This window comes from Pseudomonas baltica, from assembly GCF_031880315.1.
Classification (GTDB): Bacteria; Pseudomonadota; Gammaproteobacteria; order Pseudomonadales; family Pseudomonadaceae; genus Aquipseudomonas.
On record NZ_CP134771.1, the window covers coordinates 3,134,761 to 3,154,943 of the forward strand.

At 63.3% G+C, this 20,183-nt stretch carries 18 protein-coding genes; 11 read left to right on the plus strand and 7 right to left on the minus strand.

Annotated elements, in window-relative coordinates; all coding sequences use genetic code 11:
• Window positions 1–150 precede the first annotated feature (150 nt).
• Genes REH34_RS14000 through REH34_RS14015 form a run of 4 tightly spaced genes read left to right on the plus strand, consistent with a single transcriptional unit; the run spans window position 151 to window position 4,653 of the window.
• A complete protein-coding gene (locus REH34_RS14000) occupies window positions 151–1,506 on the plus strand; it encodes a pitrilysin family protein (protein ID WP_311971937.1) in 1,356 nt (451 codons plus the stop codon).
• Complete coding sequence (locus tag REH34_RS14005; protein WP_311971938.1) at window positions 1,499–3,004, plus strand: pitrilysin family protein; 1,506 nt, start codon at window positions 1,499–1,501, stop codon at window positions 3,002–3,004. The genes REH34_RS14000 and REH34_RS14005 overlap by 8 nt, the downstream gene beginning before the upstream one ends.
• A complete protein-coding gene (rsmD, locus tag REH34_RS14010) occupies window positions 3,004–3,600 on the plus strand; it encodes a 16S rRNA (guanine(966)-N(2))-methyltransferase RsmD (RefSeq protein ID WP_311971939.1) in 597 nt (198 codons plus the stop codon). Before REH34_RS14005 ends, rsmD begins: the two co-directional genes overlap by 1 nt.
• A gap of 9 nt (window positions 3,601–3,609) precedes the next feature.
• A complete protein-coding gene (locus REH34_RS14015) occupies window positions 3,610–4,653 on the plus strand; it encodes a hydrolase (protein WP_311971940.1) in 1,044 nt (347 codons plus the stop codon).
• Here the strand turns inward: REH34_RS14015 and REH34_RS14020 are convergent.
• Complete coding sequence (locus REH34_RS14020; protein ID WP_311971941.1) at window positions 4,616–5,470, minus strand: sulfurtransferase; 855 nt, start codon at window positions 5,468–5,470, stop codon at window positions 4,616–4,618. The two genes, REH34_RS14015 and REH34_RS14020, sit on opposite strands and share 38 nt — an antisense overlap.
• 54 nt (window positions 5,471–5,524) lie before the next feature.
• Window positions 5,525–6,175 (minus strand): TetR/AcrR family transcriptional regulator, encoded by a 651-nt coding sequence (locus tag REH34_RS14025; protein WP_226505460.1) that lies wholly within the window; start codon window positions 6,173–6,175, stop codon window positions 5,525–5,527.
• Between the two features lie 266 nt (window positions 6,176–6,441).
• Between REH34_RS14025 and coaD the strand changes: the two genes are divergently transcribed.
• Window positions 6,442–6,921, plus strand: a complete 480-nt coding sequence (gene coaD / locus REH34_RS14030; protein WP_226505459.1) for a pantetheine-phosphate adenylyltransferase — start codon at window positions 6,442–6,444, stop codon at window positions 6,919–6,921.
• A 107-nt stretch (window positions 6,922–7,028) separates the two neighbouring features.
• Window positions 7,029–7,280: a YfhL family 4Fe-4S dicluster ferredoxin gene (locus tag REH34_RS14035; protein WP_311971942.1), complete on the plus strand. Its 252-nt coding sequence runs from the start codon at window positions 7,029–7,031 to the stop codon at window positions 7,278–7,280.
• A gap of 135 nt (window positions 7,281–7,415) precedes the next feature.
• On the opposite strand, the gene REH34_RS14040 is transcribed toward REH34_RS14035, so the two are convergent.
• The 3 genes from REH34_RS14040 to REH34_RS14050 form a co-directional block, all read right to left on the minus strand.
• Window positions 7,416–7,772, minus strand: coding sequence for a multidrug transporter (locus REH34_RS14040; RefSeq protein ID WP_226505457.1), 357 nt, complete (start codon window positions 7,770–7,772; stop codon window positions 7,416–7,418).
• A 125-nt stretch (window positions 7,773–7,897) separates the two neighbouring features.
• Window positions 7,898–8,710: a bifunctional DNA-formamidopyrimidine glycosylase/DNA-(apurinic or apyrimidinic site) lyase gene (mutM, locus tag REH34_RS14045; RefSeq protein ID WP_226505456.1), complete on the minus strand. Its 813-nt coding sequence runs from the start codon at window positions 8,708–8,710 to the stop codon at window positions 7,898–7,900.
• 18 nt (window positions 8,711–8,728) lie between these two features.
• Window positions 8,729–9,541, minus strand: coding sequence for an HDOD domain-containing protein (locus tag REH34_RS14050; RefSeq protein ID WP_226505656.1), 813 nt, complete (start codon window positions 9,539–9,541; stop codon window positions 8,729–8,731).
• Between the two features lie 345 nt (window positions 9,542–9,886).
• Between REH34_RS14050 and REH34_RS14055 the strand changes: the two genes are divergently transcribed.
• Window positions 9,887–11,083: a class I SAM-dependent rRNA methyltransferase gene (locus REH34_RS14055; RefSeq protein ID WP_226505455.1), complete on the plus strand. Its 1,197-nt coding sequence runs from the start codon at window positions 9,887–9,889 to the stop codon at window positions 11,081–11,083.
• 356 nt (window positions 11,084–11,439) lie between these two features.
• Here the strand turns inward: REH34_RS14055 and mgtE are convergent, their stop codons facing one another.
• On the minus strand, window positions 11,440–12,786 hold the full coding sequence (mgtE, locus tag REH34_RS14060) for a magnesium transporter (RefSeq protein ID WP_226505451.1): 1,347 nt from the start codon (window positions 12,784–12,786) through the stop codon (window positions 11,440–11,442).
• Window positions 12,787–13,257: 471 nt separating this feature from the next.
• Here mgtE and ilvD point away from each other — a divergent pair, with 471 nt between their 5' ends.
• Window positions 13,258–15,099, plus strand: a complete 1,842-nt coding sequence (gene ilvD / locus REH34_RS14065; RefSeq protein WP_311971943.1) for a dihydroxy-acid dehydratase — start codon at window positions 13,258–13,260, stop codon at window positions 15,097–15,099.
• A gap of 177 nt (window positions 15,100–15,276) precedes the next feature.
• Complete coding sequence (locus REH34_RS14070) at window positions 15,277–16,668, plus strand: L-cystine transporter (protein WP_311971945.1); 1,392 nt, start codon at window positions 15,277–15,279, stop codon at window positions 16,666–16,668.
• Between the two features lie 141 nt (window positions 16,669–16,809).
• Here the strand turns inward: REH34_RS14070 and REH34_RS14075 are convergent, their stop codons facing one another.
• The gene (locus REH34_RS14075; protein ID WP_311971946.1) at window positions 16,810–17,322 is read right to left on the minus strand and encodes a dihydrofolate reductase; all 513 of its coding nucleotides are present in this window, start codon (window positions 17,320–17,322) and stop codon (window positions 16,810–16,812) included.
• Window positions 17,323–17,370: 48 nt separating this feature from the next.
• Between REH34_RS14075 and REH34_RS14080 the strand changes: the two genes are divergently transcribed.
• Together REH34_RS14080 and REH34_RS14085 are read left to right on the plus strand one after the other, a co-directional pair.
• Entirely contained in the window at window positions 17,371–18,786 is a 1,416-nt protein-coding gene (locus REH34_RS14080) for a DUF2868 domain-containing protein (protein WP_409373299.1), read from the plus strand.
• Complete coding sequence (locus tag REH34_RS14085) at window positions 18,779–20,152, plus strand: DUF3482 domain-containing protein (RefSeq protein WP_226505447.1); 1,374 nt, start codon at window positions 18,779–18,781, stop codon at window positions 20,150–20,152. Before REH34_RS14080 ends, REH34_RS14085 begins: the two co-directional genes overlap by 8 nt.
• Window positions 20,153–20,183: the final 31 nt, after the last annotated feature.

Genomic DNA, 20,183 nt, shown 5'->3' on the forward strand with positions numbered 1-20,183 from the left:
CCGGCTCGTTCACGCGTTACATCCTGACAAGATGATCGCAGGCCCGCTTTCACATCAGGCATGGTCGCCAGCGAGCCGGATCAGTATCCTAGCACCTCCTCGCCCACTGACGCTAAGGCCAAGCGGGCAGCCTTACAGGTTCAAAATCGAATGAATGATCTTGCCCGCCGCGCTGCCGGTCTGCTGCTCGGTACTTTTTGCCTGCCACTCGCCGCCTTTGCCGCCGATCCCCAACCCACCACCGAGTTTACGCTCGACAACGGCCTCAAGGTCGTCGTACGCGAAGACCACCGTGCCCCCGTGGTGGTCTCGCAGATCTGGTACAAGGTCGGTTCGAGCTACGAAACCCCCGGCCAGACCGGCCTCTCCCACGCCCTCGAGCACATGATGTTCAAGGGCAGCAGCAAAATGGGCCCGGGCGAATCTTCCCGCGTGCTGCGCGACCTGGGCGCCGAAGAGAACGCCTTCACCAGCGACGACTACACCGCCTATTACCAGGTGATGGCCAAGGACCGGCTGCCGGTGGCCTTCGAGCTCGAAGCCGATCGCATGGCCACCCTGCGCCTGCCGCCGGAAGAATTCACCAAGGAAATCGAAGTCATCAAGGAAGAGCGCCGCCTGCGCACCGATGACCAGCCTAGCGCCAAGGCCTTCGAAGCCTTCAAGGCCATGGCGTACCCCGCCAGCGGCTACCACACCCCGACCATTGGCTGGATGGCCGACCTCGAACGCATGAAGGTCGAAGAGCTGCGTCATTGGTACGAGTCCTGGTACGTGCCCAACAACGCGACACTGGTGGTGGTCGGCGACGTCAAGCCCGATGACGTCAAGGTCCTGGCTCAACGCTTCTTCGGCGGTATCGCACGGCGCCCGACGCCACCGGCGAAAATCCCGCTGGAAGTCGCCGAGCCGGGCGAGCGGCAGATCACCCTGCATGTGCGCACCGAATTGCCCAGCCTGATGCTGGCCTTCAACGTGCCCAGCCTCGCTACCGCCAAAGACCCGCGCGGCGTGCAGGCCCTGCGCCTGATCGCCGCCCTGCTAGACGGCGGCTACAGCGCGAGGCTGTCCACCCAGCTCGAGCGCGGCAGCGAGCTGGTGTCCGGCGCTTCGGCCAGCTACGACGCGTTCACCCGCGGCGACACGCTGTTCATGCTGTCTGCCACACCCAATACGCAAAAGAAAAAGACCCTGACCGACGTCGAGAAGGGCCTCTGGGGCGTACTCGATCAGCTCAAGGACAAACCGCCCACCGCTGCGGAGCTTGAGCGTGTACGTGCCGAAGTCATCGCCGGACTGGTCTTCGGTCGCGATTCCATCAGCCGCCAGGCCACCACCATCGGCCAGCTCGAAACCGTCGGCCTGTCGTGGAAGCTCATGGACAGCGAGCTGGATGACCTCAACAGCGTCACGCCAGCCGACATCCAGACCGCCGCACGTACCTATTTCACCCGCGAACGCTTGAGCGTCGCCCACGTATTGCCCGAGGAAAAGGCTCATGATTGAGCGCATCACGCCCCATCACGCACGCCGCCTGGGCACCGCCCTGATCGCCAGCCTGCTCGCTTCATTCGCCGCCCTGCCGGCCCAAGCCGACGACGCGACGCCCGCGGCCGCACCCGCGCCGGCATCCGCCCCTGCACCCGTCAATGGCCTCCAGACCCTCAACGAGCTGGACAGCAAGGCGCCGGAACACCGCAAGCTGGACATCAAGACCTGGCAGACCAAAGACGGCAGCAAGGTGCTGTTCGTCGCAGCCCCGCAGTTACCGATGTTCGACCTGCGCGTAACCTTCGCCGCTGGCAGCAGCCAGGACGGCAACGCCGGCGGCCTGGCGCTGCTGACTAACGCCATGCTCAACGAAGGCGTCAAGGGCAAGAATGTCGAAGCCATCGCTCAGGGCTTCGAAGGGTTGGGGGCGGACTTCAGCAACGGCGCGTATCGCGACATGGCCGTGGCTTCGCTGCGCAGCCTGAGCGCTCCCGACAAGCGCGACCCGGCGCTCAAGCTGTTCGCCGAAGTGGTCGGCCATCCGACATTCCCGGCCGACTCGCTGGCGCGCATCAAGAATCAGATCCTCGCCGGCCTTGAGTACCAGAAGCAGAACCCCGGCGCGCAAGCGAGCCAGGCCTTGTACAAAGGGCTTTACGGCACGCACCCCTATGCTCATGCCACCGACGGCACAGCGCAGACCATTGCGCCGATCAGCCTGGCGCAGCTTCAAGCCTTCCACAAACGCGCCTACGCCGCTGGCAACGCGGTGATCGCTTTGGTCGGCGACCTGTCTATGGACGACGCCCACGCGATCGCCGAGCAAGTGTCGTCGGCACTACCCAAGGGCCCTCATCTGGCGGTGGTCGCCGAGCCGAGCGAACCCAAACCCGGCCAGACCCATCTGGAGTTCCCCTCCAAGCAGACACACCTGCTGCTCGCCGAGCTGGGCATCGACCGTAACGATCCGGACTACGCCGCGCTGTCGATGGGTAACCAGATCCTTGGCGGCGGCGCCTTCGGCACCCGGCTCATGAGCGAGGTCCGGGAAAAACGCGGCCTGACCTACGGCGTGTACTCCGCGTTCACCGCCATGCAAGCCCGCGGCCCGTTCATGATCAGCCTGCAAACCCGCGCCGAACTGAGCGAAGGCACCCTGAAACTGGTGCAGGACATCCTGCGCGACTACCTGAAGACGGGGCCGACGCAAAAGGAGCTCGACGACGCCAAACGCGAACTGGCCGGCAGCTTTCCGCTGTCCAACGCCAGCAATGGCAGCATCGTCGGGCAACTGGGTGCCATTGGCTTCTACGACCTGCCGCTGACCTTTATCGAAGATTTCATGCAGCAATCCCAGGCACTGACCATCGATCAAGTGAAAACGGCATTGAACAAGCACCTGGACGCCGACAAACTAGTCATCGTCACGGCAGGCCCGACGCTCGCGCAAAAGCCGCTGCCGCCCCCTACTGAAAGGCCCACCGAGCAACCGCTCGGGGTCCCGGAGCATTAATGGCAAGTCCATCCCCCAAAACACCCAAGGCCGTCCATGGCGGCCTGGGCCAGTTGCGTATCATCGGTGGCCAGTGGCGCAGCCGTCGCCTGAGCTTCCCGGATGCGCCCGGCCTGCGCCCGACGCCGGATCGCGTGCGCGAGACGCTGTTCAACTGGCTCGCGCCCTATATCGAAGGCGCCAAGGTGCTGGACCCGTTCGCAGGCAGCGGCGCCCTGTACCTCGAGGCTCTGTCGCGCGGCGCTGGCCTGGGGCTGGCGCTGGACAACAACGCCGCCGCCATCGCCGCGCTGCGCAAGAACCTTGATCTACTGGAGTGCAGCGTTGGCCAGTTGCACCAGGCTGACGCTTTGCGCCATCTGGAAACCCAGCCTGCAACGCCGTTCGACCTGGTATTTCTCGACCCACCCTTCCATCAGCAATTGCTGGCCAGTGCCTGCACCTTGCTCGAAGAGCGCCAGTGGCTGGCAGAGCGCGCATGGATCTACACCGAAAGCGAAACACCCCCTTCGACCCTGGAGCTACCCGCCAGCTGGCGTCTGCACCGCGAAAAAAAGGCCGGTCAGGTGTACTACGCGCTGTGGCAGCGGGGATAAAAAGCCATCGTGGCTGACGCGCCAGTAGCGGCACCCGAGGCTTTCCTGCCAGCGCTCGGGCTGGGCAACCCGCACCTGCAGACGCTATGGGGCCCGCTGTGGCGCCCCACCGTGCATCTGACACGGCCCAGGGAGCGCCTGTGGCTGGCCGACGGCGATTTTCTCGACGTCGACTGGTACGGTCCGCACACCACCGACGCGCCACTGGTCTTGGTCCTGCACGGCCTCACCGGCTCGTCCAATTCGCCCTACGTCGCGGGCTTGCAGCGCGCCTTGGCAGCCCAAGGCTGGGCCAGCGTCGCCATCAACTGGCGGGGCTGCTCGGGCGAGCCCAATCTGCAGGTGCGCAGTTACCATTCCGGTGCCAGCGACGATCTGGCCGAAGTCATCGGGCTACTGCGCGCTCGACGGCCGTCGGCACCGCTCTACGCCGTCGGCTACTCTCTGGGCGGCAACGTGTTGCTCAAGTATCTGGGCGAGACCGGCTCTCACTCACAGTTGCAAGGCGCGGTGGCAGTATCGGTGCCCTTTCGCCTCGATCAGTGCGCCGACCGTATCGGCCAAGGGTTTTCGAAGGTCTATCAGGCGCACTTCATGCGCGCAATGCTGGCCTATGTGCGGGACAAGCAGGCGCGATTCCAGCGCGAGGGGCAAAAAGAAGGGCTGGCGAAGCTGGCAGGCCTCGGATCGCTGGAAAAGATGCGCACCTTTTGGGATTTCGACGGGCGGGTGACGGCGCCCCTGCATGGCTTCGCCGATGCTCGGGATTACTACCGCAAGTCATCCAGCCGTTATTTCCTCGGAGATATCCGCACCCGCACGCTGATCATCCAGGCGCTGGACGACCCCTTCGTGTTCCCCCACAGCCTGCCGACGCCGAACGAACTGGCGCCCGGCACCACCTTCGAGCGCCATGCACGAGGCGGACATGTGGGGTTTGTGGATGGCACACTGCGAAGTCCGACCTATTACCTCGAACGCCGCATCCCGCAGTGGTTGGCGAAAGACTGCGCGTTCAGTCTCCCGTCGCCCGCGGCCGCTGTGGATCGGTGATCCACTCGCTCCAGGAGCCCGCATATAGCGGTACCAGTGGGTAACCCGCCAAGCACAGTGCAAACAGGTTGTGACAGGCCGTCACCCCGGACCCGCAGTAGGACACCAGCGTGCTGGCCGGGCGCCCCGCCAGAATTTTTTCGAAACGCGCCTTGAGTTGATCGGCCGGCAAAAACCGCCCATCGGCTGCCAGATTGTCAGTAAACACCGCACAACGCGCACCGGGAATATGCCCCGCCACAGGATCGATCGGCTCGACCTCACCGCGAAAGCGTGCGGGAGCCCGGGCGTCGATCAAGGTCAGGTCTGGTGATTCCAGCTGCGCCTGCAATTGCTGTGCGCTGACCACCAGACTGTTATCAGGCTTGCCAGAAAAGTGCCCGGCTTCGTGTGCCGGGGGATCGAGGCTGAGCGGCAACCCGGCCGCATGCCAGGCCTTGAGGCCGCCATCGAGCAGGTAGACACCCTCGCGTTTACCCAACCACATCAGCAACCACCAGGCATGGGCTGCGAAGGCACCGGGGCCATCGTCGTAAAGCACCACATCGCTGTCGGCATTGACGCCCCAGCCTTGCAAGCGCTCGATCAACTCCCCGGGAGCCGGCAGCGGATGACGTCCGGTCACCTGCTTGACCACCGCGCCGCTGAGGTCCTTGTCCAAATCGGCAAAGCGCGCGCCGGCCAAGTGACCCTCGGCGTAACTGCGCTGGCCGTAGTCGGTGTCTTCAAGCGCAAAGCGACAATCCAGTATCACCAGCCCCGGCTCGTCGAGACGAGCGTGCAGCCCTTGAGGGCTGATCAATTGCGCGATAGGCATGTAAACCTCCCTGGGAAATGCAGTGGATTCATGGCCCGGAACGAAGTTCCCGGCCTATTCCTCTGCCAGCGTCAGTGGCGTATTGAATTCTTCGAACAACGTATTCACGGCGGCCCGCCAAGGTTCCGCGACCAGGCCGGATACCATAGTCAGCACCTGGAAAATCCCGCGTTTGACGACTTCCTCGCTGAGCTGCGCCGTCGCAGCCTGGGAAGTGGTAAGGAAACGCGTCCACGACGTCAGGATAATCCAGGCGTTCAGGGCCAGTGCTTCGGCTTGCCCAGCATGCAAACGCAACAACCCGGCCTGCGCGAACGCCTCGAAGATCACCTGCCCCTGGCGCAGGCAACGACGGGAAAACTGTCGATAGCGCAGTGCCAATTGCGGATCGCTTTCGAGCAGGTGCTCCAGGTCCCGATAAAAGAACCGGTAGCTCCAGTTGCTCTCGAACAGCCGTTGCAAATAAAAACGCATGTCATCGACGCCTACACTGACACCTTTCGGCAGCTGCAGGTAAGTATCGACCCCTTGCTCGTATTCAGCGAACAACTCGGCAATGATTTCCTGCTTGTTGGCAAAGTGGTAGTAAAGATTGCCAGGGGAAATTTCCATATAGGCGGCGATGTGATTGGTGCTGACGGTCCGCTCGCCTTGCTGATTGAACAGCTCCAGAGTGGCCTGCACGATGCGTTGGCGGGTTTTCATTGACTCTGATCTCTCATCCTGCGGGCCCTAGCGCCCAGATTTGTACCCGCATAGTACGATTTTGCCATCCGCAGCCCAAGGCCGACCTTAGGCTAGCCGAAAGCTAGCGAAATTGGGCCTCCCACGGCCTTCGACACCGTGGCAGTGGACTTTCTGGGCCATGTGCGCAAGGACTGCACGTTTCACTTGCACGCATGCCGACTTGGCCGACTGCACGTGCTGCGATACCATCCGAATCCCCAACGGACTCCCGCCAGGACGACGCGATGAACCGAGTGTTGTACCCAGGTACCTTCGACCCTATTACCAAGGGCCATGGCGACTTGGTCGAGCGAGCCTCGCGGCTGTTCGACCACGTGGTCATCGCGGTCGCCGCGAGCCCGAAAAAAAATCCACTGTTCCCGTTGGACCAGCGGGTCGCCTTGGCTCAGGAAGTGACAAGACACTTGCCTAACGTCGAAGTGGTCGGCTTTTCGACGCTTTTAGCGCATTTCGCCAAGGAACAAGGCGCGAACGTGCTGCTGCGTGGCCTGCGTGCCGTGTCGGATTTCGAATATGAATTCCAGCTGGCGAACATGAATCGCCAATTGGCGCCCGACGTCGAGAGCCTTTTCTTGACGCCTTCGGAGCGCTACTCGTTCATATCGTCGACGCTGGTTCGAGAAATTGCCGCGCTGGGTGGCGACATCACCAAATTCGTCCATCCAGCCGTCGCAGACGCCCTCAAACAGCGCTTCGCCAACTGATATCCGACCGACGAATCCGCGCCCGCGTGCACTGCGGGCGCTAATACGGCACAATTGCGCGCATTCGATTTGTTACGCCCGAGCGTCTGGCCCGGGCTGGAGTATCCATGTCCCTGATCATCACCGACGATTGCATCAACTGCGACGTCTGCGAACCCGAGTGCCCGAACGCTGCCATCTCCCAGGGCGAGGAGATCTACGTGATCGACCCGAACCTGTGCACCCAGTGCGTAGGTCACTACGACGAGCCACAGTGCCAGCAGGTCTGCCCGGTTGACTGCATTCCCCTGGATGAGGCGCATCCGGAAACCGAAGAGCAGTTGATGGACAAGTACCGCAAGATCACTGGCAAGGTTTGACTCTGCGTCTAACCGCGCCGACCTCTTCGCGAGCAAGCCCTGCTCCCACGGTGCAAAGAGTTCCAGCGCAGTACCCCTGTGGGAGCAAGGCTTGCCCGCGAAGGCGCCAAAAAGATCGCCGCAATGGCAGGTTGATCAGTCTTCGTTAGTCTTGCCGTAGCCCGACGTGGTGCATCCCAGGCAGCGCACGAACGCGGCCTTGCCCGGGTCCACTACCAGCGCCTTGCCTGCTGCGCCCATATTGCCACCCGCTGCGGTAAACGGCAGCGACACCACGAACACCGCCCCGCCCACCACTGTCGCCGCTATCAGCAGCGGCCGGGCGATGATCAGGTCGGCGATCATCGCGAAGGCGGGAGGGTTCTGGATTCGATAGGTCGGATCGCCACTGGCGTTCGATTGCGTGGTTTCTGTCATCCCGGCGACGGCTGGCATGGCGGACAAGCCCAGGCACAGCGCCAAGGCAATCGATAAGACGCGCAAAACATTCATGACACAGTCCTTCTGCTCGATAAGGGCGACAACACGGGATAAGGCGACAGGCGACTATTCAACTATATCAGCGTCCGGGCACTTGTCAGCGTGCCCGCGACCACGGGTGTTGAACAGGATGTGAATCAGCGCTGGCAGCGCGGGCAGAACACACTGGCACGCTGGCCCAGCTTGACCTCGCGCAAGGTCGTACCGCACACCTTGCACAGTTCGCCGCCACGCCCGTAGGCGAACAGTTCCTGCTGGAAATAACCGGGCTGGCCATCGCCACCGATGAAGTCACGCAAGGTGGTGCCGCCGCGTTCGATGGCGTGGGCGAGGATGCGCTTGATTTCGACGGCAAGTTTCAGATAGCGGGCTCGAGAGATGCCCCCGGCCTCGCGCCGCGGATCGATCCCGGCAGCAAACAGCGCCTCGGTCGCGTAGATATTGCCCACCCCGACCACCACGGCGTTATCCATGATGAACGGCTTGACCGCCATGGTCTTGTTGCGCGACAGGCTGAACAGCCGATCGCCGTCGAACAGATCGGTCAGCGGCTCGGGGCCCAGTCGTCTTAGCAGCTCGTGGTTATGTGGGTCATGGCTCCAGAGCATGGCACCAAAGCGGCGCGGATCGGTATAGCGCAGCGCCAGCCCGGATTCCAGCACGATGTCGACATGCTCGTGCTTGAGCGGTGCCAGCCCGGCGTCCACCAGGCGCAAATTGCCCGACATGCCCAGATGGCTGATCAGCGTACCTTCCTCGGCGTTGATCAGCAGGTACTTGGCGCGCCGATCGACACCGACGATCCGTTGCCCGGACAGGCGCACGTCAAGATCTTCGGGGATCGGCCAGCGCAAGCGCCGATCGCGCACGATCACTTGGCTGACGCGCTGGCCTTGCAGATGCGGGGTAATACCGCGACGGGTAGTTTCGACTTCGGGTAGTTCAGGCATGTTCGACTCGAAAAAGACTTAGCGCACACCGAGCTCGCGGATCGACTCCTTGAGGTTCTCGAAGTCGTAGTCTGACAGGCCGACGTAGTCCAGGACCAGCGCCGAGATGGCATTCCATTCATGGTCCTCCGCCTGGTTGCCCAGCACCCGGTGGGACGCGCAGATATGCTCGGCCATTTTCAGCACGGCAAGGAGGTTCTTGAGTGGAATGTCACGTGGTGATTGATCGCGGAAAATCGCCAGGGCGTTGTGGTGATTGGCGATGGCATCACTGACATGCTCCGGCAGGCGCCAGGACTTGGCCGTGTAGTAACCGACCACCGAGTGGTTGGTATTGAACACCTGGTTCTCGGTGTCGACCACGCGGAACTCGCCGTTGGTGCTGGCATAGGCCTGCTCCAACACGCTCATGTAATCCGGAAAACGCTTGAGCATCAGCGGAATCCCGCAATCGTGGAACAGCCCCAGCGCATAGGCCTCGTCCACCGCCTGGGAGCCGATACGCTTGGCCAGGGTGAGGCAGGTCATGGCGACGTCCTGGGCTGTATCCCAGAAACGGTTGAGGGTCACGATGGTCTCGTCGCTCATCTCGCCCTTGATCGATTGCGCATTGATCAGGTTGATGACCGAACGACTGCCGAGCAGATTCACCGCACGCTGGATCGAAGCGATCTTGTTGGTCAGCCCGTAATGCGGCGAATTGACGATTTTGAGCAGCGCGCCGGACAAGCCAGGGTCCTGAGCGATCAGACGAGCGATCGCTTCGAGATCCGGGTCGGGCATGTACTGCTCCATCTGCAGGTCGACCATGATCTGCGGTTGTGGCGGCACGCTGATGCCTTGCAGGGCCTGCTGGATCTGCTCGGCGGAAAGCTCTTGGGACATTGGTACGTACTCTGGGCTGAGTAAAGATTCTACTCCCGCCGAAGGCGGATCGGGCAACCGCCGGGCAATCGGCGTCAAAATTTCATCTCTGCATCTACACTTGCGGGTTCCGTGCCAACTGCTCGGGCCTTTTGCGCGCAAGCTCGCTCCCACAGATTGAAACGTAGGCAAGCGGGAGCAAGGCTTGCCCACGAACAGGCCCGCACAGACATCGGAGGGCCAACGCATGAATGGTCATCCCCCGCCTCGCCCTACAAGGTATACTCCCGCTCTTTTTTCCGGAGCGACGTCATGTCCCTGCCCAGCCTTCGCCTCAAAGTCAACGCCGATCGCCGGCTGCGCAACGGTCACCTGTGGATCTACAGCAACGAGATCGACGTCGCCGCCACCCCCCTGCAAGGTTTCGTCGCCGGCGACCAGGCCATCCTCGAATCGGCGACCGGCAAACCGATCGCCGTGGTCGCCATGAGCCCCAAAAACCTCATCTGCGCCCGCGTGCTGTCCCGCGATGCCAAGCTGCCGCTCGACAAGTCACTGCTGGTCCACCGCCTCAACGTTGCCCTGTCGTTGCGCGATCGCTTGTTCGACAAGCCGTTCTACCGCCTGGTCTACGGCGATTCCGACTTGCTGCCGGGCTTGGTGGTCGACCGCTTCGGCGACATCCTGGTGGTCCAGTTGGCCTCGCCGACCATGGAACGCCACAAGGACGACGTCCTGGCCGCCCTGATACAGGTGCTCAAGCCGAGCGGCGTGCTGTTCAAGAACGACTCGGCCGCCCGCGACGCCGAAGACCTGCCGCGTTACGTCGAAACCGTGTTCGGCGTGGTGCCGGAGTGGGTCGCCCTGGAAGAAAACGGCGTGAAGTTCGAAGCGCCGGTCATGACAGGCCAGAAAACCGGCTGGTTCTATGACCACCGCATGAACCGCGCGCGCTTGGCCCCCTACGTCAAAGGCAAGCGCGTCCTCGACCTGTTCAGCTACATTGGCGGCTGGGGCATCCAAGCCGGTGCCTTCGGCGCCAGTGAAGTTTTCTGTGTGGATGCTTCGAGCTCCGCCCTCGACGGCGTCGAGCGCAACGCCGCCCTCAACGGCTTCGCCGAAAAAGTCACTTGCATGGAAGGCGATGTCTTCGAAGCCCTGCGCGAACTGAAAGCCGGCGAAGAACGCTTCGACGTGATCGTCGCCGATCCGCCCGCCTTCATAAAACGCAAGAAAGACCTGAAGAATGGCGAAGGCGCCTACCGTCGCCTCAACGAGCAAGCCATGCGCCTGCTCAGCAAAGACGGCATCCTGGTCAGTGCCTCGTGCTCCATGCACCTGCCTGAAGACGACTTGCAAAACATCCTCCTGACCAGCGCCCGCCATCTGGACCGCAACATCCAGATCCTCGAAAGGGGCGGTCAGGGCCCGGATCACCCGGTGCATCCAGCGATCCCGGAGACGCGGTATATCAAGAGCATTACTTGCCGGTTGTTGCCTAATAGCTGAGTGAGATTAAGCGTGCAGCCCTGCAATGGGGCTGCATGGCGTTCATTTGCGGGGTTCGGGCGCTTGCGCTTGGCTTGCCCTATCTTGCGCAGCCGAGCATAGACAAATCGATTGAAAACCCAGCATCTCTCCCTTTTTCGCCCCGTAGAAATGGGGTCGTCAGACTAATCCCACCCTCCTTTCGGATTCGTCCGATTTTTTTGCGCGAGCCGCAGGCCTATTGGTCTGCGTCGGCCTTCAGAAAAGTGCTGCAAATGCTTAGGCAATGCATGAAACAGTGCCAAGACTTGTCTGGCTGGACCCGCCGATATCACCATACATCGGGGTAGCGAGGGGCTTACGCCCCACGCACGGAATCACAGCTCCAACACGTACGAAGCAATCCCAAAATAAACCAGCACCCCCGCTGCATCCGCGATCGAAGTAATCAACGGACCGCTCGCCGTGGCCGGATCCAACCGCAGTCGGCTGAGCAAAAACGGCAGGCTCATGCCAATCAAACTCCCCAGCAGCACAATGATCATCATGCTGCTGGCCACAATCACAGCGATGTCTACGCCACCGCGCAGAATACCCAGCGAAGCCACCGCCACGGCCATGGTCACGCCCAACCCCAGGGCCACGGCACATTCGCGCCACAGCAGGCGCGCCCAGTCACGCATCAGCACTTCCCCGGTAGCCAGCGCCCGCACCATCAAGGTCGCCGACTGCGCCCCGGCGTTGCCACCGCTGTCCACCAGCAATGGCAGGAAGAACACCAACGCAATGTTCGACGCGATCACATCCTCGAACGCGGCGATGCCCGCCCCCGAGAACAGGTTGCCGAACACCAGCAGCACCAACCACAGCACGCGTTTGCGGTAGAGCAGGCTGACCGTGGCATTTTTCATGTTGCCGATGTGGGTGCCGATCAGGGCGCCTTTGTGGAAGTCTTCGGTGGCCTCCTCGACCACCACGTCCATGGCGTCGTCGCAGGTGACGATACCGACCAGTTGCCGCTGCGAGTTGACGATGGGTAACGCCAGCAGGTCGTACTGGTTGATCAGCCGTGCCACTTCCTCCTGGGTGACGTTGACCTGAGCGCTGATGATCTCGGTGTTCATCAGTTGCATCACGGCCCTGTCTGGCGTCGCGAGCACCAGCTCACGCAGTGACAGGGTGCCGAGCAGGCGGCGCTCGGCGTCCAGCACGTAGGTCTGATAGATGGTCTCGGCGTCGGCCGCTTCGCGGCGCAGGGCCTCGATGGCCTGGGCGGCCGTCAGGTGGGCCGCCACGGTGGAGTACTCGCTGGTCATCACTGCGCCAGCGCTACCCTGTGGATAACTGGCCAGCCGGCACAGGTCGTCGCGCTCTGCCTGGGCCAGGGCCGGCAGCAGCGTTGCGCGGCGTGGCAAATCGAAGCGGTTGTACAAATCGGCACGCTCATCTGCCGACATGGCGCCGATCAGGGCGGCCAAGGCCGCGCGAGGCATGTCCTGGGTGAGTTCGAACTGGCGTTCCAGCGGGAAGTAACCGAAGGCTTCGGCACGCTTTTCGAGTGGCAATTGCTGGAGGATCGGCAGGATCTGCTCGACCTCGAGCTGGTCGAGATAGCGAGCGATATCGGCAGACAGCAGTTGGCCAGCGACCTCCTTGGGGCGGGAATATTTCTCGTCTTGCAGGGCGGTGCGCAGCAGTTGGGTAAAGTTGAGGGCATTGATCATTGTTGTGTCTCCAGGCGCCCGCGGCAGCCTGGAGAGGCACGGCAAAGCCGGGTCAGCTCACAGGCAAACCTGCCGCGGGGGCGGTCGGTGTCTTGGTTCTGGGCGAACTAAAACTGGGAAGGTCCATGGGTGCTTTTGGCTCTTGAACCGCACATGCGGCGGCGGAATATTAGGGGAGATAGCGGGCATTACCAACCGCAAAGGTATTGCGCGATGTGTTAGCGAATGTACCTGCCAATCGGGAGCTGCCATGAGAGACGGCCACGGGAGCGTTCCTTCCCGCGGCCAGGGGTGTAGAATCGAGCTATTCATCGCCAATCATCCCCCGGCGGGTTTATGAGCTCTGGCCGAGCACGCGGCGATCCCGCAGTGTCACCGGCCTCATCCGGATCGTGGCCATCTGCCAGGCGATCGAGGACCAAGAGAAGCTCACTCCCTTGTTCATACCTGATTAGCCGACCGGAGTGCCCCATGCCTGACTATCGTTCCAAGACCTCCACCCACGGCCGCAACATGGCCGGCGCCCGTGCCCTGTGGCGCGCTACCGGAATGAAGGACGACGATTTCAAGAAACCGATCATCGCCATCGCCAACTCGTTTACCCAGTTCGTGCCCGGCCACGTGCACCTTAAGGACCTCGGCCAACTGGTGGCCCGCGAGATCGAACGCGCCGGCGGTGTGGCCAAGGAATTCAACACCATCGCGGTCGACGACGGCATCGCCATGGGCCATGACGGCATGCTCTATTCGCTGCCGAGCCGCGAGATCATCGCCGATTCCGTCGAATACATGGTCAACGCCCACTGCGCCGACGCCATTGTGTGCATCTCCAACTGCGACAAGATCACCCCCGGCATGCTGATGGCCGCTCTGCGCCTGAACGTCCCGGTGATCTTCGTCTCCGGCGGCCCGATGGAAGCCGGCAAGACCAAGCTCGCCAGCCACGGCCTGGACCTGGTCGACGCCATGGTCATCGCCGCCGACTCCACCGCCTCCGACGAAAAAGTCGCCGAGTACGAGCGCAGTGCGTGCCCGACCTGCGGTTCGTGCTCCGGCATGTTCACCGCCAACTCGATGAACTGCCTGGTCGAAGCGCTGGGCCTGGCACTGCCGGGCAACGGCTCGACGCTGGCCACCCACAGCGACCGCGAACAGCTGTTCCTGCAGGCCGGCCGTACCATCGTCGAGCTGTGCAAGCGTTACTACACCGAAAACGACGAATCGGTGCTGCCGCGCAATATCGCCAACTTCAAGGCGTTCGAGAACGCCATGACGCTGGACATCGCCATGGGCGGCTCGACCAACACCATCCTGCACTTGCTCGCTGCCGCTCAGGAAGCCGAGATCGACTTCGACCTGCGCGACATCGACCGTTTGTCCCGCGGCGTGCCGCAACTGTGCAAGGTGGCGCCGAACATCCAGAAGTACCACATGGAAGACGTGCACCGCGCCGGCGGGATCTTCGCGATCCTCGGCTCGCTGGCCCGTGGCGGCCTGCTGCACACCGACCTGCCGACCGTGCACAGCCGCAGCATGGAAGAAGCCATCGCCAAATGGGACATCACCCAGACCGACGATGAAGCCGTGCACCACTTCTTCAAGGCTGGCCCGGCAGGCATCCCGACCCAGACGGCGTTCAGCCAGTCGACCCGCTGGGACACCCTGGACGACGACCGTGAAAACGGCTGCATCCGCAGCGTCGAGCACGCCTATTCGCAAGAAGGTGGCCTGGCCGTGCTGTACGGCAACATCGCGCTGGATGGCTGCGTGGTCAAAACCGCGGGCGTCGACGAGTCGATCCACGTGTTCGAAGGCAACGCCAAGATCTTCGAAAGCCAGGACAGCGCCGTGCGCGGCATTCTGGCCGACGAAGTGAAGGCCGGTGACATCGTCATCATTCGCTACGAAGGCCCGAAAGGCGGCCCGGGCATGCAGGAAATGCTTTACCCGACGTCGTATCTGAAGTCCAAGGGCCTGGGCAAAGCCTGCGCCTTGCTGACCGACGGACGTTTCTCGGGCGGGACCTCGGGCCTGTCCATCGGCCATGCCTCGCCGGAAGCCGCAGCGGGCGGTGCCATCGGCCTGGTGCAGGACGGCGACAAGGTGCTGATCGACATCCCGAATCGTTCGATCAACCTGTTGATCAGCGACGAAGAACTGGCCGCGCGCCGGGTCGAGCAGGACAAAAAGGGCTGGAAGCCGGTGGAGAAGCGTCCGCGCAAAGTCACCACCGCCCTTAAGGCCTATGCCCTGCTGGCTACCAGCGCCGACAAGGGTGCAGTACGCAACAAGGCGATGCTTGACGGGTTGTAAGCGCTGAAGGTGTGGAGAATGCCCCGCAGGTCGGGGCATTTTCATGTCTGGGGGTTGGTGCTGGATCTGTTCGCGGCACTGCCAAATCCGATTCCTGACCCCGCTCCCCGACTCTGTTAGCATTTCCCGCTAGCCAGAGCGCCCGCAGAGGCGCTTGACCATCCCCTTGGAGCCATCATGAATCTGCCCTTGTTCTTCAACCTGCTGGTATTCGCAGCCCTGCTGCTGGGCCTGCTGCAAACCCGCCGCACCGATTGGAGCCTGGCCAAAAAGGTCCTGGTGGCGCTGATTCTCGGCGTGGTGTTCGGTGGCGCGCTGCATGCTATCTACGGCGACAACAGCCCTGTACTGAAAAGCACCATCGGCTGGCTCGATCTGGTGGGCAATGGCTACGTACAGCTGCTGCAAATGATCGTCATGCCGCTGATCTTCGCGTCCATTCTCAGCGCCGTGGCGCGCCTGCATAACGCCTCGTCTCTGGGCAAGATCAGCTTTCTGACCATCGGCACGCTGCTGTTCACTACCCTGATCGCAGCGCTGATCGGTGTGGGGCTGACCAACCTGTTCGGCCTGACTGCCGAGGGCCTCGTGGCCGGCACCCAGGAAGTGGCGCGCATGCAGGCGCTGCAGAACAACTACGTCGACAAGGTCGCCGAAATCAACGTGCCGCAGTTGCTGCTGTCGTTCATTCCGCAGAACCCGGTGGCCGATCTGGCCCGCGCCAAGCCGACGTCCATCATCAGCGTGGTGATCTTTGCCGCCTTCCTCGGCGTCGCCGCCTTGCAACTGCTCAAGGACGACGCCGAAAAAGGCAATCGCGCGCTGGCGGCCATCGATGTGCTGCAGGCCTGGGTCATGCGCCTGGTACGCCTGGTCATGAAACTGACCCCCTACGGCGTGCTGGCCCTGATGACCAAGGTGGTGGCCGGCTCGAACCTGCAGGACATCATCAAACTGGGCAGCTTCGTGGTGGTGTCCTACATCGGCCTGGCGCTGATGTTCGGCGTGCACGGCCTGTTGCTGGCGCTGGCCGGCGTCAATCCGCTGCGGTTTTTCCGCAAGGTCTGGCCGGTGCTGACGTTCGCCTTCACCAGCCGCTCGAGTGCCGCGACCATCCCGCTAAGCATCGAGGCGCAAACACTGCGTTTGGGTATTCCGTCATCGATCGCCAGTTTCGCCGCTTCGTTTGGTGCGACCATCGGCCAGAACGGTTGCGCGGGCCTCTACCCGGCGATGCTGGCGGTCATGGTTGCGCCGACGGTGGGCATCAATCCGCTGGATCCGCTGTGGATCGCGACGCTGGTGGGCATCGTCACCCTGAGTTCGGCGGGCGTGGCAGGTGTTGGCGGCGGTGCGACCTTCGCGGCGCTGATCGTGCTGCCGGCGATGGGCCTGCCGGTGACCCTGGTGGCGCTGCTGATTTCGATCGAGCCGTTGATCGACATGGGCCGTACAGCGTTGAACGTCAGTGGCTCGATGACCGCCGGGACCCTCACCAGCCAGATCCTCAAGCAGACGGATCAGGCGGTAATGCAGGCCGATGAGCATGCACGGTTGGCGCAGGGGTGACGTTCAGTTTTCAGTGAAAGTGGGGGGCAGGGCCGGCCTCTTCGCGGGCAAGCCCTGCTCCCGAACTGCAAGCAGACCCTGAGTCGTACACCTGCGGGAGCACAGCTTGCTGGCGAAGAGGCCCTAGAGTCGGCCCCGGAATCAAACCCGCTCCCACACCTCAAAGTCGTACGCCGGCTTGTCGTCGACAGCCGGATTTTCGACAGTCGACACCCGCTTCCACTGCGCCTCATCGAACGCCGGAAACCAGGCATCGCCTTCAGGCGTCAGCGCCACACGGGTCAGGTACAAGCGATCAGCGCGGGCCATGGCTAATTCATACAGCTGCGCGCCCCCAATCAGCATCACCTCGTCGCTGCCCTGCTCCAGTGCCCAGGCCTCGGCACGCACGATAGCGGCGTCCAGCGTCGGATAAACCTCGGCACCTTCGAGCTGCAGATCGGTCTGACGACTGACCACCAGATTCAAGCGTCCGGGCAACGGCCGCCCCAACGAATCCCAGGTCTTGCGGCCCATGATGATCGGCTTGCCGAGGGTGGTGGCCTTGAAGTATTTGAAATCCCCCGGCAGATGCCAGGGCATGCGGTTGTCGATGCCGATCACGCGGTTCTGCGCGAGCGCGGCGATCAGGCTGAGAGGGAGAGATTTTTTCATGGCGGCGAGCATAGCAGAGCCAGGACGCCGGATCAGCTCGGCTGGGGTATGCTCTTGGCAGATCGAACAGTACTGGAACCTTGCGTGACCCAACCCTCCCTGCTGGAAACATCCTGGCTCACCGAAGCCATCCGTCTGCGCGAAGAGCATGCCGGCCCCCTTGAAGACCTCGAAGCCAACCGCCTGGCCCGCCATGGCGGCGGCTCGCTGGCCACCCGCATCGAGCACCGCGCTACTCGCTTGGCGCAACGTGACGGCGTCGACACGGCCCTGCGCCATTGGCAACAAGGCGCACGGCTGGCCCTGATCGCCCTGGCGGTGATGGCTCTGCTCAGCGGCTCCGGCCTGGCCTTTACCGCTCTGGGCGATGGCCTGCCCCCGGTCAACGTGTTCTGGGCCCTGGGCAGCCTGCTCGGCCTGAACGTGCTGTTGCTGCTGAGCTGGGTGCTGGGCTTGCTGCTCAGCGGCGAGCATGGCGCCAGCCTGGGCCGCCTGTGGCTGTGGCTCAGCGACAAACTCGCCCGCGATGCCAAGGCCGCGCACCTGGGCCCGGCGCTGGTGCTATTGCTGCAGCGCCATCGCCTCAATCGCTGGCTGCTGGGCACATTGATCCACGGCCTGTGGCTGCTGGCCATGCTCAGCGCTCTGGTCATCGCCCTGTTGCTGCTGGCGACGCGGCGCTACGGTTTCGTCTGGGAAACCACCCTGTTGAGCGCCGATACCTTCGTGGCCCTGACCCAGGCGCTGGGCACGCTGCCCGGGCTGCTGGGCTTCAACGTTCCTGATACCGACATGATCCGCGCCAGCGGCGATGCAGCGGTCAATCTGGAAGCCACCCGACAAGCCTGGGCCGCCTGGCTAGTGGGCGTGTTGGTGGTCTACGGCGTGTTGCCGCGCCTGCTGCTGTGGGGGCTGTGCCTATGGCGTTGGCGGCGCGGCTGCAGCCAGTTGCGCATCGACCTCGACCTGCCCGGTTACGCACGACTGCGCGAGGTATTGATGCCCAGCAGTGAACGCCTGGGGATCAGCGACGCCGCGCCTGCCGTCTGGCCCGAGGCTCAAGCGCCCAGCGGACAAGTCGGCAACCAAGGCGCACTGGTCGTGGCGATCGAGCTCGACGATCAACATCCCTGGCCGCCGGTATTGCCCGCTACGGTGCAGGACGCCGGCATCCTCGACAGCCGTGAATCGCGTCAACGCCTGCTCGATCAATTGACCCGCTTCCCACCTGCGCGCCTGTTGATTGCCTGCGACCCGCGCCGCTCGCCAGATCGCGGCAGCCTGGCACTGGTGGCCGAGCTGGCGCGTTGCGCCACAGCCACACGCGTCTGGCTGCTGCCCGCACCAATGGCGCAAACACTCGACCCCGAACGCCTGGATGATTGGCACGTCGCCCTGAATGCGCTGCACCTTCCCCACAGCCCACAACCACCACTGGCCTGGCTGGAGCACGGCGATGACTGATCGAGCACCAAGACCCCTGCGCCTCGCCGTGGTCGGCCACACCAACGTCGGCAAGACCTCGCTGCTGCGCACCCTCACCCGCGATGTCGGCTTCGGCGAAGTCTCCCATCGCCCCAGCACCACCCGCCATGTCGAGGGCGCACGCCTGTCGGTGGACGGCGAAGCGCTGCTGGAGCTGTACGATACGCCGGGGCTGGAAGATGCCATCGCCCTGCTCGACTACCTGGAGCGCCTCGACCGCCCAGGCGAACGCCTGGATGGCCCGGCGCGCACCGAGCGCTTTTTGCAAGGCAGCGAGGCGCGCCAGCGATTCGAGCAAGAAGCCAAGGTGTTGCGCCAGTTGCTGGCCTCGGACGCCGGCCTGTACGTGATCGACGCCCGCGAGCCGGTGCTGGCCAAATACCGCGACGAATTACAGGTGCTGGCAGGCTGCGGCAAGCCGCTGTTGCCGGTGCTCAACTTCGTCAGCGCGGCGGACCATCGCGAAGCCGATTGGCGCGAGGCCTTGGCCCGCCTTGGCTTGCACGCGTTGGTGCGTTTCGACAGTGTGGCGCCACCGGAAGACGGCGAGCGGCGTTTGTATGAAAGCCTGGCGCTGCTGCTGGAGCACTCGCGCCCGGCCCTGCAACGGCTGATCGACGATCAGCAAGCACAACGCGTGGCCCGACAGGCCAGTGCCACGCGCTTGATCGCCGAACTGCTGATCGACTGCGCCGCCTGCCGACGCAGTGCCACCCAGGAGCAAGGCCCGGCAGCCATCGAGGCGCTGCGTCAGGCCGTGCGCCAACGTGAACAACGCTGCGTGGCGCAGTTGCTGGCGCTGTATGCCTTCAGGCTGGACGACGCCACCAGCGCTGATTTGCCGTTGACCGACGGACGCTGGGGCGACGATTTGTTCAACCCGCAAACCCTTAAGCGACTGGGGATCCAACTGGGCAGCGGTGTCGCGGCCGGGGCAGCCGCCGGGGCGGGCATCGATCTGCTGGTGGGTGGCCTGACGCTGGGCCTGGCAACCATCGCCGGCGCGGTGGCAGGCGGCGCGCTGCAAACCATGCGCGGTTATGGCACACGACTGATGGGCAAGCTCAAGGGGCAGCGCGAACTGACCGTGGACGACAACGTGTTGCGCTTGCTCGCCCTGCGTCAGCAGCAGCTTCTGGCTGTGCTGACGCGTCGCGGCCATGCGGCCCTCGAACGTATCGAAGTGAGCCTGCCCGCCGAACAGACGCAGTGGCGTGAGGGTAAATTGCCGGAATCGTTGAACAAGGCTCGGGCGCATCCGCAATGGTCGTCGCTCAATCCTCGGGCTCGGCTCAGTGATGGGGAGCGGTTGGAGGCGCTGGAGACTCTGCTGCAGCATTTGTAGTCAGTGTGGTCTGCTTCGCCGCCGCGCGGGC